Genomic DNA, 14,190 nt, shown 5'->3' on the forward strand with positions numbered 1-14,190 from the left:
GGCCCTAAGATTTAGTTGCCATTCTTCCAATTTTTCAAATCCTCTCAACAAAAGAAAGAAAACTGTGGAAGACAAAAAGAAATTCAATCCCTCCCCCTTTGTCGAAGTCCGAGACCCACAGTTAAATGTATCGGAATTGATCCAGGGAATCGAATCCAAGATTCCTCTAGATCCAAGCCAAACTCCCAATTGGTTAGAACTCACTCAGATTAGTTACAAACCTGAATCGCCTCAAGGATTCCGAAAATTTGATCCAGCCGGCACAGCCCATCTCTTTGAAAAAGGGATATCCAGTCCCAAATTCTCGAACCCAAAATTTTGGTTTATCAAAGGACCAATCAAATATCTAATCAGTCGCCTAATCTCCGTTTATGGACTTGTTGACAAAAAACTTTCTGAGAACCGAATTCGCGCATTTTTTTCCGTTCTACATGAGTTGGTTCGTTTGGGAAAAAGATTAGAACAAATCGAAACTAGATTTGATGGATTCTATAGGGATCATTTGTTACATGGTTCCTCAGATGGATTGCCTAACTTTGGTTGGGCGGTAAATTCCTATTTTACCGATGCAGGTTCCAATCCCGCATGGAAAGTTGCCTTAGAAGATATCTCTCACATCAACGAAATTACTGTCCTGTTTCCGGAATGGGGTGAGATTTTAAAACAACTATCGATTCACAAAATTCCTTTCCAATGTATCACTTCACATGAAAATGAATTTTCGTTCATACAAAGTAAAATTACCGCCACGGTTCAATTGGAAAAAAAACTTTTTCCGTTAAAACAAATCTTAAAAAAAAATACGAATGTTTTGGTGTATTTACCTTTGAATCGATTTCCATCTTTTTGGATTGAAAAGATATTTGCTGAAATTTCAAATTCTCTTTCCGAAGGAAACCATTTGTATTTCTCCATCTCCATTAAACCAAATGACACCAATCGCCCGTTCCGCGATCTGCAGGTTTCTGAAATAGATTTGGATCTATTACCAAACTATTTGTCTTCCCTTGGTTTCAAACAAGTTCGAGATCTTTCTGCAACGGAAGAGACGAAAGTATATAGATACACAAAACTTGATAAATGAATGTTTTTCAACATTTAGATGAACTCAAAGATTCTGACGGTGTTGGAAACGATGCCATGGGACTTGCAGAAGTATTTACTTCTCTAGGTTACAAATCACATTTTATTACAAGATTGGAAAGAAAAGGAAAACCATTAAAAAGTAAATTCCATCTAGTAGATTCTTTCCTATACCCAACAACACCTGAAGACATTCACATTCTTCATTATGGTGGAGCAGGTTATCCCTATCATTTATTTCAAAACTTACCTGGCAGAAAAATCTTAAGATTTCACAATATAACCCCTGCTCATTTTTATAAAGATACCACTACACCTGATATTTTTACTGCGATGGAAAAATTTGAATCATTGTCTTATTTGGAAATTGCAAGTTTATCTATTATTTGTGATTCAGTTTGGTGTGACTCGGAATTTAACTTCGAAACTATTTTGGGATACCAATTTAGAAATCCTTATGTCGTTCCTATTTGTAAATCATATGAAACAAACTCACAATTAGAACCAGAATCTCGAAATCATTCTTTAGTATTTGTAGGGCGGTATTCTCCCCAAAAGAAATGGGAAGATTTTATTGAATTATTTTCCTATTGGGTTAAGGAATTTCCAGAGGCACATTGTTTATGTATTGGTTCCGTGATTGGAGCCTTTGATGGTTATTTTAATAAACTAACAGACGTTGTGCGAAATCTCAAATTGGATGATAAAATTCATTTTTTAACAGGTAAAACAGATGCAGAAGTAATTTCGATTTTAAAAGAATCAGGTGCATTTGTTTCGATGAGTGAACACGAAGGTTTCTGCTTACCGATTCTTGAAGCTTTTGGTTCCGGAATTCCTGTTTTTGCTTATTCAGCAGGAGCCATTCCTGGAACTATGCGAGGTGGTGGTTTTTTATTCCATATAAAAGATTTTCCTTCGATTGCAAAAGAAATGAAAGAGAATTTATTTCAAAAAGAAAAACGAACTTCCCTGATTTCCAACCAATATAGAGTATTGGAATCCTATAACCAATTTCCATTTCCAGAAGTCATTTCTGGAATTCTTAACTCTGGTATCCAATGAACATACATCAATTTTCCGCAGGATTCCAATTAGGTGATGCCATTTCCCAGGAAATGTTGGAGATCAAACGTTTACTTTCCAAGGAAGGTTATAACGGAAAAATTTTTGCAGAAAACGTCTTTTCCTATGACAGAAAATATGCAGAAAAGATCACCAAAGCAAAAATCAAACCAAACGATGTATTAGTTTACCACCATTCAATTCACAGTGAGGTTTTGGATTTTATTCTAAAATATCCAAATCGGAAAATTTTGATTTATCACAACGTCACACCAGAGGATTTTTTCTCTGGTTACGATCTCAAATTTTCTTATTTATTACGCAAAGGAAGGGAAGATTTAGAAATCATTCGAGATACATTCCATCATTCATTTGCCGTTTCCCGTTTTAACTTAAACGAACTACAAGAAATTGGATTCAAACAAGCTCGTCTACTTCCCCTCCATCTCAACTTTCAAAAATGGAAAGACGTCCCGAGAGATTTCAAATCCAAATCCTTTACAAATCCATCTTTTTTATTTGTTGGCCGTATAGCACCAAACAAACGACAAGATGATTTGATTCGTTTTGCCAGAACATGGAAATCAAAAATGGGAAGCCAGTTTTCTCTACGAATGTTAGGTTTTTGTAACCCAAACCAACAATCCTACTTAGATGAACTTAATTTTATGATCCACCACTTGGATCTCACCGAAGAAGTAAAAATCATATCTTATGTAGATGAATTGATGTTAAAAAAAATCTACTCAGAGAGTAATATGTTTTTATCGATGAGTGAACATGAAGGTTTTTGTGTGCCTCTGATGGAGGCAATTTATTTTCATCTACCTGTTGTTGCCTTTGCAGCAGGTGCGGTTCCTGAAACTTTGGATCACTCTGGAATTCTTTTCGAATCCAAAGATTTTGACTCGATAGTTTCTCTTGTTGATTCTGTTTTCAAAAAACAGGACTTTCGAAACTCAATTATCGGAGCTCAAAACATTAGGTTAGATGATTATTTACAATCTACAAGTATTCTTCCACTTCTTGAAGTTGTGAGAGATTAGTAATGGCAAAAATTCTCATCATCACTGCACGCTTTTTAGAACATGCATCAGGTGGTGCAGAAAAACTAGCTTATGACTACGCCTCTATCTTATCCGAATCCAATGATGTGACGGTATGTACTTCTTCTGCCAAAGATTATGTAAGTTGGAAAAATGAATTTCCCAAAGGGGAAACCAAAGAAAATTCCATTCGGATCCTCCGATTTCCAGTGACTCAAACACGAAAAATATCCAAAATGAATCAGATCCTAAACCGATGTTTGGAAAAAGGTGATTCTGTTTCAGACAAAGACCAGCTGGAATTTTTGAAAGAACAAGGTCCTTATTGCCCGGACTTAATCAACTATGTAAACAAAGAACAAAATTCTTATGATTTAGCGATCCTCATTGGATATCTGTATTATCCCGTTGTTGCAAGTATTCCTAAACTAAAAATTCCCTTCGTAATCGTACCCACGTTTCATGATGAACCTCCATTTCGCCTTCCCATGTATAGAAAAACTTATTCTAATCAGTATGTCTATAGTTTCAATGCACCAGAAGAGATGTCTGTTTATGAAACTTATACAAAACAAAAAACCAGTTCTTATTTTTTGATTGGAACCTATATCAATGATAGTTTCGTAAATGCAGATTTCTCAAATCAAAATTCCAACCAATTGATCACTATCGGTCGAATTGAACCGGCAAAGGGATATCCTGAACTTTTTGAATATTTTCAAAATTGGAAATTGTTTTCTAACAGAAATGACATTACCATCAAATCTTTGGGGTCAATATCATCCATGGAAGTGCCAACAAATCCTTTGATTTCTTTTACTGGTTATGTGAGCGAAGAGAAAAAAATTTCAGAAATCCAAAAGTCTCTTTTATTACTCAATCCTTCTGCTTTTGAAAGTTTTTCTATTTCCATTATGGAAGCATGGATTCAAAAAAAGGCAGTGCTCGTAAATGCAAAATCCTCTGTAATGCGAGGACATTGTTTACGAAGCCAAGGTGGACTTTATTATTCTGATTCCCTTTCATTTCAAAGGACTTTGGATTTTTTATTGGAGAATCGAGAAATTACTGCGAGATTGGGTCAAAATGGTCGTGAATATGTTTTGGCAAACTTTACCAAAGACGTGATTCGAAGAAAACTAAACCGAATGGTTAGTATGCTACTCGATTGATCTGCCCTTCAAATTCAGCTAATAAATATTCATGAACAAGACCATTGGTTGCTAGTAAACTCGGAATTAAAATAGAAAAATCGTTACCATCCATTGAAGTAATTTTCCCTTTAGCTTCGAGAACAATCAAACCAGCCGCTGCCATATCCCAAGGTTTTAATCCAAGTTCATAATATCCTTCAAACTTTCCTTCGGCTAACCAACATAAATCGAGTGTTGCAGCCCCTGTTCGACGAATGCCACGCGATTTTTGCAAAATGGATTTATAATACTGCATAAGTGTATCTAAAGATAAATTCCGATCATAAGGAAAACCTGTGACAAAAAGTGAATCCTTTAAAGAAGCAGTTTTAGAAACTTGGATGGGAGTTTTGTCCCGAAAAGCACCCTGACCTTTGATTGCATGATAATAAGTATTCAACTCTGGAAAAAAAACCATTCCAAGAAGAGGAGTCATAGTTTCTGTTTCCACAACACCAACAGATATTCCGTACAATGGTAATCCATGAGTATAGTTGGTAGTTCCATCTAAAGGATCCACTACCCAAGTGTAACCTGATTTGCCTTCGATCTTTCCACGTTCTTCCGAAAGAATCCCATCCGTTGGAAAGTTTTTTTGGATCTCATCCAAAATCATGGATTCCGCTTTTAAGTCAGCTTCGGTAACTAAATTATATAAACCTTTTTCATCTACCTTCAGCTCTGATTCTTTATGTTTTTGGACGAGGAAGTCGGCAACATTCGGAAGGAAATTTAAAAAATGATAAGACCTATTCAGTAACTCAGATTGCATCAATACCCACCAAATTCGATGTTTTTCTTCATGGCGGTGATCTCAACATCTAAATTCAGGGTTTCATCTGCTTTCAGTTTATTTCTTACTTGTTCGGTTGTTTTAATCACTTCGCTGAGTAAAGAGTTTAGTTCCGTTTTTCGTTTATCTGTCTCAGTAGAACCAACATCAACACTAAGTTTATTGTACTGACTTAGTATCTTAGATACAGTTTCAGGGAAATAATTCAAAAATTGTTTTGCTTTTCTATAAGATAACGGGTCTTCTGCGAGTCGGACACGCAAATCAGATAATGAATGTAAATATTCAGTACTCAATCCTTGGAGAGTTGGATCCGTTAATAATTTGGATTCTTTTTCTGTTAAAAGTCGAAATCCATCCAATCGCTCCATTTGTGATTTATATTCAGTGAATTCCACTTTATCTTCAAATTTTTTCTTTAGTTCATTCCAATTCTCCTTTGTTGTATTAGAAGAAAACAAAAGAGGGAAAAAACTAAATGGGTAGCTATGAGCTTTTCCGATGGTAGTTCTATAAATGGCAATTCCCAAAAGAATAACATGTAGAAATGCCATAAACACATAAGAAAATACCAGTAAAACTCGATCTTCACCAAACTTAGTTCCAAATCCAAAAAATCCAAGTGATAACAAAGCTTGTAAATAAATTGCCTCTAAAGATTGTTTTGCGGAATAAGAAGATTTATTCCTGGAAAGCCACATCACAAACGGATAAATCATCGCTCCAAGAGAAGAGATAAAAAAAGGAAACGGCAACAAAGCCATAGGATAAGTAAGGATAGTTGAAATATGGGCACGTCTGGCCCATTTTTTTTCGTCTTGATTTTGTTCCAATTGCACTTCAGTCATTCTATTTTGATTCCAAAAGTTTTTGTTTGATTTCTGATTCGATTTTAATCATTTCTTGTTCTGCTGTTTTTCGTTTTTGACGACCCTCTTCTTGAATTTTCAAAGTCTCTGTAATGGTTGAAATTAGCTGTTGGTTTACAGATTTTAATGTTTCGATTTCAATGATTCCTTTTTCGGATTCCCTTGCGATCTCAACAGTCCCCGTTTTTAACATTTCCGCATTCTTTTGGATTAGGTCATTGGTAGTTTTGGAAACTTGTTTTTGTGCTTCTAAAGCTTTTCTTTGACGTAACAAACCTAATGCGATTACTATTTGATTTTTCCAAAGCGGAATTGTATTCAAAATCGAACTTTGGATTTTTTCGACAAGAACTTGGTTTCCATTTTGGATGAGTCGAATCTGCGGCCCTGTTTGCAATGAAAGGATTCGAGTGAGTTTCAAATCGTGGATTTTTTTCTCAAAACGATCCACCATTTGTGTCATATCTTGGTACTGTTGGGAAGCGAGTGTATCCCCTTGGGCTTTTGCTTTTGCCAACATCTCCGGTAGAATTTTGTCTCTTAGTTCTTGGACTTTTTTATCACCAGCTGCAATATACACCTGAATTTCTTTAAAATATTCCAAGTTTTTCTCATATAACGCCTGCAATAATGTTATGTCTTTTGTTAGGTTGGTGCGTGCAGAATGTAATTCTTCCACAATCTTTTCGATTTGCGATTGTAAGTCCTCAAACTTAGCAAGGAACTTCCTGGAAGCATCAAAAAGCCCTCCAATGATGGGAATTTTGGACAAAGTGTTCCCTTCGCCAGCAAAACTGTCCAAGTTTAAATCGGTAATTTTGAACAAAAGGTTGTTGAGCAATTCTCCGGCATACCCAGAGTCTTTGGTTTTGATTTCTGAGAGAACTTTATCGGCAAATTCAGAAACTTTAGCTTGGGCCGAGGCTCCGTAGGAAACAACATCATTCGGATTGCTGAGTTGTATCTGCCCCGTCAGTTCTTCAACTTTTAGTAAATCTTCCTTCGTGAGTTGTAGTTCCGGGTCATTCGTTTTTAGTTCCAAAGAGTCCATAAATATCTGTCCTTTCTTGTTTCTCCCAAAGATAGAATCGTTTTTGCGATATGAATCAAGCAGAAAATGGTAAGGTGCGAAAACATGAACTAGTGAATTTATTTCTTAGAAATTTCGATCCAAAACTGAGGTTTGGTGACAATTTGATTGCATGGATTGTTATAACTGTTACATTCCTGCGAGAAAAATTTATGCTAAATAATGATTTGAATCTACCAATCCTCCTCCCACAAGTATTGACGGTTGATGTTATGACACTCGACAATCGTTTGATCGACCAAGCAGAGATTCGAACTCTATTGTTTCGGCTCCGCGCCAGAAACTATCTCCATTATTTAATCATTAAATTCTTGGTATGCACAGGCCTCTCGCTCCCGGAACTCACCCATCTCAAAATTGCGGACTTTAGTCCCGAACGCAACCTATTCAAATTAAAGAACGGCGGTCGTTTGCGTAGACGGAAAATCTTCCTCGAACCTAACTTAGCGTTGGAGTTGTATCGGTATTCATCCGAATTCCTGCCGACTGATTATTTGTTTCCCGGTCGTTATGGAAAATTACGAACAAGAACCATTCAAAAAATTCTGAAGAATGCAAGTCTTCTCATCTCCAAAGAAATCCATATTCCCTTCCTTCGTGATGTCATTGCATTGGAGCTTTTCAAAAAAGGTTTTCCTGTTTGGGAAATCCAAGAGTTTTTGGGACATAGAACCACTCGTTCCACTAAGCAAAGAATATTATTACACATTCCGGTCGAAGAACGAACAGATCCGCGACTTTTTAATCGAAACAAAAACCAGGCAGCTTAAAAATTTCTTGAACCTTTGGTGTTTTCAGAGATTCTAGTCACCAAGTAGGCTCGCTTTGGAAATAAAGACCAAAAAAATCGGAAAGCACACACTTGTTCACCTAAACGGTCGTTTGGACATTACCCATTCGGATGAAGTGGAGGCCAAATTGGCCGACGACGTGCAAAACGGCGAGGGCGATATCATCATCAACCTTGAGCTTATCTCCTACATTTCCTCTTCAGGAATTCGTATCTTTGTTGGGATGGTTCGAGAGTTAGACAAACAAGGCAGAAAATTAAAACTCTGCTGTATCACACCTCCCGTCAAAAAGGTGTTTGATGTAGTGGAACTTTTGGATCTGTTTGAAGTTTTTGAAACGGAACAAGAAGCCGTTAATTCCCTCTCTAAATAGTACCCACGTGGCGTACGCCTCGTTTTTCATTATCTCTGCACTCTTTTTTTTCCAGGTTTGGATCAACTTGGATATCTTCCCTGTCGTTTGGCCGGACGAAGTTTTATTTTTTTCCCCGGCTCTGTCTTTTTCGAATCATACCCATCTACAAACCGATGTGTTAAAAGGTCTCATCCCTGGTATGGAATCCAAAACTCTTTGGATGCCACCGGTATATTTCCTGTTTTCTGGTTTTTCCCTATCTTTATTCCCCGACACACTAACGACCGTTCGTCTTGCAAATGTAATCATCGTATATCTCACAGCTCTCGGTTTTTACATTTTATTAAAAAGGGAATCGATCACTGAATGGGGAAGTCAAATTGCATTTGCGAGTGTTTTGTGGGAACCACTTCTCTTTCGTTTTGGAACTGCTGCAAGGATGGAAGGTCTAACAGCATTTTTCTTTATCTTAAGTCTATTATTTGCAACTAACAAAGACAAATCGAAATATTGGTATGTTTTTTTATCAGGAGTGGCCCTTTCCCTTTCCTCCTTGTCACATCCCATCGGTGCTTCCTTTGGACTCGTAACCGCTTTTTTAGTTTGGAGAAACTTTGGTTGGAAATCCTTTCCTTGGTTTTTCCTCGGTGGTGTACTTCCGATTCTCTCTTGGTTATATTACATCCATCCAAATTGGGATTGGTTTGAAATCCAATTCGGTGCCCAACTCGCAAGAAAACGAAACTTACTCGGAAGTTTTACATTAATTGATAAAGTAAAAGTATTTTCCTTCGGGTTTGGGTTCTCAAAATTGCGATTGTTTATCATCCTAACCGAACTCATTATCTTGATATTGATATCCTATAAGTCCTTCCAAAAGAATAGAAAATTAGATCAAAAATGGATTTTGTTTTGGATATGGATTTTATCGATTCTCATTTCTTTATATACCTCTTCAGAAGGTTGGTATGTTTTTCACGTCCTATTCCCTCTCGCTTTGGGAATGGCATTATTATATGATGCCAAACAATACAGTTCCAAATTGGCATTGGTTGGAGTTCTGGTATCACTCATAAGTTTACTTTATATCAATCATATTCATTGGTTTCAAACCGATTCGAAACAAATTTTAGAATCACATTTTCAACATTTAGAAATGAGTTTGAATCGATCCAAATCCGTTTATTTACAAGCGCTTCCTGATCCCTATTTTGATTTACGAAAAAAAAGACCTGATTTAAATATTTTAGAATTCATACCTGGAGAGTTGGATCTCCCATCTGAAGCTTACATTCAAACCATTCAATCCCGAGATAGTTTTGTATTTTATGATGATCAATTAATGAACCCTGTCATAAAGGATTTTATTAAAAAGTCTTCGTGGCAGAGAGAAGAATGGGAGATTCCTGTTCCAGGCAATCACTGGTTACATTATAAAACGATTGTTTATACAAAAAAATGAAAGTTCAGGTTCCTTCTAAAACCTTTATAATCCCCATTTTCTGTTTGGTTTTATTCGTTGGCTGTTACCATTCGGACAAACCAACCAACCAATACCTATCACTACTCGGAGGAGTTTCCTTGGAACGTCGTATTACAATTGTAGGAGATTCTTTAGGCCAATGGTCGGATGGTTTCGGATTAAAAACCAAACTTCCTTCAGAATATAAAGTAACCGATATCTCGGTAGCTGGTTACACAATAGAAGATTGGTTACAGAACAAAAATCGTATGAATGCAATCCCTACAGATCTTTGGATCATTGAACTGGGAACAAACGATGCAATGGTTTATGGAACGAATGGATTTGAAGTTAGAACAAAAGAACTTATATCTTTTTTGGAGTCTTCACTAAGTTCGAAGGTGATACTCACTACAATCCCTTTGACGAATATGACTTCGATTCGAGAAACAATTCGAATCAATAACCAAACGATTCGTCAACTGAAAGAAAAAAAAACTAATGTTGATTATGTGGAAATTGAATCTATTTTTGAATCTTATTCAGGAACTATTCCCTTATACCCTATTTCCGACCCCATCCATCCGAACCAAATTGGATATGAACTGATGGGTGAAGCCTACCGTAAAAAAATTTTAGGAATTTAGATCTGCGAGAATCTTAAGTCCTTTCAAAGTCATCATAGGATCAATTTCGTCGAACACTTGATTATGCGAAGCATGAATGGTCGTAACAAGTCCCCCTGTTCCAACGACTACATAATCTCCAGGATGTTCTTCTTTGATCGCCCTCACGATTTCCTTTAATAAACCAATCCAACCAAAGAAAAATCCAGCTTGGATAGATTCCACCGTAGATTCGCCTAATACTCGCTTAGGAGAACCAAAAACAATAGGTGGGAGTTGAGCTGTATTACGAGTTAAAGCATCCATGGAAATTTTAAGTCCGGGTGCAATCACACCTCCAATATATTCAGGTTTTTCGCTAATCACACAAAAGGTAGTAGCGGTGCCTAAGTCTACAAGGATAGCTTTTTTTCCAGGGTATGTTTTTGCACAGTAAGCCGCGTTCACCAACCGGTCCGCACCAATTTCAAAGGGACGAGGATAACTAATGCCAAAATTAAGTTTCATTTGGTAGTGAACTCGTAATGGATTTACGTTAAACCAATCTTCTAACATACGTTCCACAATTGGGTTTAGGGAAGGAACTACACTCGAGTATATAGCCATCTTCACTCGGTCAGCCTTTACGTTTTCCTGAGTCAAAAATCCTTTCAAAAAAAGACCAAGTTCATCGGAGGTACGATCCCTTCTCGTTACTGTTCGTTTGTGAAAGTCAGGAGTATCCTCTCCTTCACGAAATACACCGAACACTGTGTTCGTATTTCCTACATCGATAACTAATAATAGTGGTGATTCTGACATTTATATAATCCGAAATTTTGGTGAAGTGTCCATCAATTCAATCTTTTCGCCGGTTTCAGTCATGATGAGAAGGAATCCTAATTCATCAATTCCCAAAACACGACCACGAACCATTCTGGATTCCCATTCAGTTTCAATTACCTTGTGTTTTAATAACGAATGGTCCTCAATCCAAACTAAATCTTTTAGAACTTGTCCTTGGTCGAGTAAGGAAATTACAGATTGATTTAAATCGACAATCAATTGGTTCGCAAATCGTTCTAAAATTCCTTCTTCTAATGGTTTTTCGCACAAAAAAGTGGCCTTATCTTTAAGGGGATCTGGGATATTACTTCCAAAAAAATTAAGACCGATACCCACCACCACATCGAAAACTCCGTTGGTAAACTCGGATTGAACCAAAATCCCACCCACTTTTTTATCTCCACGATAAATATCATTGGGCCACTTCACCGTTGTGTCGACTTCTCGTTCTGGGAAAAAATGAAATATGGATTTGAGAACAGCAGAAGAAACAAAAATCGATAACAAAGGAAGTGAAATTTCTGCCGCCGAAATTCTGATTTTACCAGAAAAAATTAGCGGATCTTCACCTAACGATTGCCAAACATTTTGTCCACGACCTTTACCGGCAGTCTGTTCATCAGCAATCACCCAGGAACCAAAGGGAATTGAAACATCACGAATCCATTCGTTCGTCGAAGTGACCGTGGCAAGTCTGTGGCCCAATTCTGATTTTAACAATCTATATTCCATGCGTCCATTTCTCATTCGATTCGGATTGACGAAAGTAAAAAATACATTAACTTGAGGGAATGAAATTATCTGGAAATACGGTACTTGTCACTGGATGTGGTTTGGGAATCGGCGCATTAACAGCGGAACGGTTAGCAGAAGAAGGAAATGATATCATCGGTGTAGATATCAAACTATCTTTATTAAAAGAAATTCAAACCAAAGTAGAATCTTTAGGTAGGAAATTCTATGGTTTTGCTTGCGATCTTTCCAAAGAGACAGAAGTAGATTCTCTTATCAAACAAATCAAAAAAAAACATTTGAGTTATCAAATCCTAATCAATAATGCAGGAATTGCTCCGAGTGGTTCCTATGAAGGAAAAGATTTTTCGGTTTGGAATAAAGCCATCCAAATCAATATTACAGCTCCCATGAAGTTGGTTTATCTTTCTCTCCCCATCCTAAAAGAACAAAAGGAAGCAACTATCATCAATTTAGCAAGCATTGCAGGAAAGTTCGGAACGGAAGGAACGGTTACTTATTCGGCCACCAAACATGCAATGGTTGGATTTTCACAAGCCCTCAAAATGGAACTTTATGAAACACAAATTGGTGTTAGTTGGATCTGTCCAACAATGGTGAATACGAGAATGATTGATGGAGTCAAACCGTCTTTTTTTACCCCTGTAATCGAACCCTCGAAAGTGGCCGATGCCATTGTTTATGCGATCAAAAAAAATCCCGGGGAAGTGATGGTTCCATCCTACCTAAGGGCTTCAATTGTTATCCTACCTGCCTTATTTCCTAAATTTTCGCTTTGGTTGGCAGTGAAAACAAAAGCATCAAAAGGTTGGCTCTTGGCAAACAAGGGGCTTGAGAAAAATATTCCTGTTTAGAGGATAGGCCTTATGCATATTTCTCAGATTCTCGGTAAAAAACAAACGACCATCAGCTTCGAATTTTTCCCTCCCAAAAACGAAGAAACATCTGAGGATTTGTTCCGAAACATCCAAGAGTTATCCCAAATGAACCCGGCTTACGTCAGTGTTACTTACGGAGCTGGTGGCTCAACAAGAGACCTAACACATGATTTAGTTGTAAAACTTCAAGAACAAACTGGTTTAACAATCGTTAGTCACCTTACCTGTGTTGGCTCTACCAAAGATGAAATCCGAGAGATCCTCAAACGATACGAAAAAAGTGGAATTCACAATATTATGGCTCTTCGAGGAGATCCCCCGAAAGGACAAACCGAATTCCAACAAACAGAAAACGGATTTGCATATGCCGGAGAGTTGGTGGGTTTTATCAAAAAAGAATTTCCAGAAATGGGAATTGGTATCGCAGGATTTCCAGAGGGACATCCGTCTACTCCCAACCGCTTAAAAGAAATCGAATATTTAAAGTGGAAAGTGGACCAAGGAGCCGATTACATTTGCACTCAGCTTTTTTTTAACAATAACTATTTTTATGATTTTGTAGAACGCTGTGAAATTGCTGGAATCAAAGTTCCAATCATTGCAGGGATTATGCCTATCACTTCTAGAAAAGGAATGGCGAGAATGGCAGAATTATCTTTAGGAACTAATTTTCCTGCAAAATTGTTAAAATCACTTTCACGTGCTGAGGACGATTCTTATGCAGAAAATGTTGGTATCCATTGGGCAACGGAACAAGTAAGAGATTTACTTGATCATAAAATTGCAGGAATCCATATGTATACGCTTAACAAATCTAAGGCGACTAGAAAAATATACGAATCACTCGGGATTCGAAACTTCGATAGTATTGGTTGATGTCGGTGTCGGTGCGATTCCTATCCACCGATTGTCCTTCCAAGTTCCCTCCAATACCAAACTTCCCTTGGCGTTGATGATTTTTGCCTGCCCTTGCAATTGGTTGTTATCCCAATAACCTTCCAATATCAAACCATCAGAATAAATGTATTTTCCTAATCCTTGGCGTTTACCTTTGGAATAGAAACCAATGAATTTATCACCGTTGGCATAACGGTAAATCCCTGAACCTTCTTTATATCCAAATTGATAACCACCTTCAAAAACATCACCATTGGCATAACGGTAAATCCCTGAACCGTGTTTGATATCTTCTGAAAACTCTCCGTCAAATTGATCACCATTTTCATATTGGACCTGAAATTTTCCATTCCTGCAATTTTCACCTTCGCAGATTTTTTGGTTCGACTTACAAAAGCAGAAAAGGTATAAAAATAAAAATATAAAGTTTTTAGATCGCATGTTTGGTCGATGAGAAGTTTTTT

Annotated in this window: 16 protein-coding genes; 10 read left to right on the forward strand and 6 right to left on the reverse strand. The window is 37.2% G+C overall.

Going from position 1 to position 14,190, the window contains the following annotated elements; genetic code table 11:
* The first annotated feature begins 64 nt into the window (after positions 1–64).
* Genes EHQ49_RS12180 through EHQ49_RS12195 form a run of 4 tightly spaced genes read left to right on the forward strand, consistent with a single transcriptional unit; the run spans position 65 to position 4,366 of the window.
* The gene (locus EHQ49_RS12180) at positions 65–1,084 is read left to right on the forward strand and encodes an LIC_10202 family protein (protein WP_135579816.1); all 1,020 of its coding nucleotides are present in this window, start codon (positions 65–67) and stop codon (positions 1,082–1,084) included.
* A complete protein-coding gene (locus tag EHQ49_RS12185; RefSeq protein WP_135579818.1) occupies positions 1,081–2,148 on the forward strand; it encodes a glycosyltransferase family 4 protein in 1,068 nt (355 codons plus the stop codon). The genes EHQ49_RS12180 and EHQ49_RS12185 overlap by 4 nt, the downstream gene beginning before the upstream one ends.
* Complete coding sequence (locus EHQ49_RS12190) at positions 2,145–3,194, forward strand: glycosyltransferase (protein ID WP_135579820.1); 1,050 nt, start codon at positions 2,145–2,147, stop codon at positions 3,192–3,194. The genes EHQ49_RS12185 and EHQ49_RS12190 overlap by 4 nt, the downstream gene beginning before the upstream one ends.
* Positions 3,195–3,196: 2 nt before the next feature.
* The gene (locus EHQ49_RS12195) at positions 3,197–4,366 is read left to right on the forward strand and encodes a glycosyltransferase (RefSeq protein WP_135579822.1); all 1,170 of its coding nucleotides are present in this window, start codon (positions 3,197–3,199) and stop codon (positions 4,364–4,366) included.
* Here the strand turns inward: EHQ49_RS12195 and EHQ49_RS12200 are convergent.
* From EHQ49_RS12200 to EHQ49_RS12210, 3 genes are read right to left on the reverse strand one after another with little or no spacing between them, the layout of a single operon-like run.
* Positions 4,347–5,159: an inositol monophosphatase family protein gene (locus EHQ49_RS12200; RefSeq protein ID WP_135579824.1), complete on the reverse strand. Its 813-nt coding sequence runs from the start codon at positions 5,157–5,159 to the stop codon at positions 4,347–4,349. The two genes, EHQ49_RS12195 and EHQ49_RS12200, sit on opposite strands and share 20 nt — an antisense overlap.
* Positions 5,159–6,028, reverse strand: a complete 870-nt coding sequence (locus EHQ49_RS12205) for a magnetosome magnetite crystal formation protein family (protein WP_135579826.1) — start codon at positions 6,026–6,028, stop codon at positions 5,159–5,161. Before EHQ49_RS12205 ends, EHQ49_RS12200 begins: the two co-directional genes overlap by 1 nt.
* A gap of 1 nt (position 6,029) precedes the next feature.
* On the reverse strand, positions 6,030–7,100 hold the full coding sequence (locus EHQ49_RS12210) for a toxic anion resistance protein (RefSeq protein WP_135579827.1): 1,071 nt from the start codon (positions 7,098–7,100) through the stop codon (positions 6,030–6,032).
* Positions 7,101–7,150: 50 nt separating this feature from the next.
* Here EHQ49_RS12210 and EHQ49_RS12215 point away from each other — a divergent pair, with 50 nt between their 5' ends.
* Genes EHQ49_RS12215 through EHQ49_RS12230 form a run of 4 tightly spaced genes read left to right on the forward strand, consistent with a single transcriptional unit; the run spans position 7,151 to position 10,394 of the window.
* Positions 7,151–7,909: a site-specific integrase gene (locus EHQ49_RS12215; RefSeq protein WP_244241468.1), complete on the forward strand. Its 759-nt coding sequence runs from the start codon at positions 7,151–7,153 to the stop codon at positions 7,907–7,909.
* Positions 7,910–7,964: 55 nt separating this feature from the next.
* Positions 7,965–8,303 carry an STAS domain-containing protein gene (locus EHQ49_RS12220; protein WP_002975971.1) on the forward strand — a complete coding sequence of 113 codons (339 nt, stop codon included), beginning with the start codon at positions 7,965–7,967 and terminating at the stop codon, positions 8,301–8,303.
* A gap of 7 nt (positions 8,304–8,310) precedes the next feature.
* Positions 8,311–9,747: an ArnT family glycosyltransferase gene (locus EHQ49_RS12225; protein WP_135579829.1), complete on the forward strand. Its 1,437-nt coding sequence runs from the start codon at positions 8,311–8,313 to the stop codon at positions 9,745–9,747.
* The gene (locus EHQ49_RS12230) at positions 9,744–10,394 is read left to right on the forward strand and encodes an SGNH/GDSL hydrolase family protein (RefSeq protein WP_244241469.1); all 651 of its coding nucleotides are present in this window, start codon (positions 9,744–9,746) and stop codon (positions 10,392–10,394) included. Before EHQ49_RS12225 ends, EHQ49_RS12230 begins: the two co-directional genes overlap by 4 nt.
* Here EHQ49_RS12230 and EHQ49_RS12235 read toward each other — a convergent pair.
* Positions 10,383–11,174, reverse strand: a complete 792-nt coding sequence (locus EHQ49_RS12235; RefSeq protein ID WP_135579831.1) for a type III pantothenate kinase — start codon at positions 11,172–11,174, stop codon at positions 10,383–10,385. The genes EHQ49_RS12230 and EHQ49_RS12235 overlap by 12 nt on opposite strands.
* Positions 11,175–11,930, reverse strand: a complete 756-nt coding sequence (locus tag EHQ49_RS12240) for a biotin--[acetyl-CoA-carboxylase] ligase (RefSeq protein ID WP_135579833.1) — start codon at positions 11,928–11,930, stop codon at positions 11,175–11,177.
* 59 nt (positions 11,931–11,989) lie between these two features.
* Here EHQ49_RS12240 and EHQ49_RS12245 point away from each other — a divergent pair, with 59 nt between their 5' ends.
* Both EHQ49_RS12245 and metF read left to right on the forward strand, forming a co-directional pair.
* The gene (locus EHQ49_RS12245) at positions 11,990–12,805 is read left to right on the forward strand and encodes an SDR family NAD(P)-dependent oxidoreductase (protein WP_135579835.1); all 816 of its coding nucleotides are present in this window, start codon (positions 11,990–11,992) and stop codon (positions 12,803–12,805) included.
* A gap of 12 nt (positions 12,806–12,817) precedes the next feature.
* On the forward strand, positions 12,818–13,705 hold the full coding sequence (gene metF / locus EHQ49_RS12250; RefSeq protein WP_135579837.1) for a methylenetetrahydrofolate reductase [NAD(P)H]: 888 nt from the start codon (positions 12,818–12,820) through the stop codon (positions 13,703–13,705).
* On the opposite strand, the gene EHQ49_RS12255 is transcribed toward metF, so the two are convergent.
* A complete protein-coding gene (locus tag EHQ49_RS12255; protein ID WP_135579839.1) occupies positions 13,670–14,167 on the reverse strand; it encodes an MORN repeat-containing protein in 498 nt (165 codons plus the stop codon). The genes metF and EHQ49_RS12255 overlap by 36 nt on opposite strands.
* Positions 14,168–14,190 lie beyond the last annotated feature (23 nt).

The organism is Leptospira perdikensis (assembly GCF_004769575.1).
GTDB classification, from domain to species: domain Bacteria; phylum Spirochaetota; class Leptospiria; order Leptospirales; family Leptospiraceae; genus Leptospira_A; species Leptospira_A perdikensis.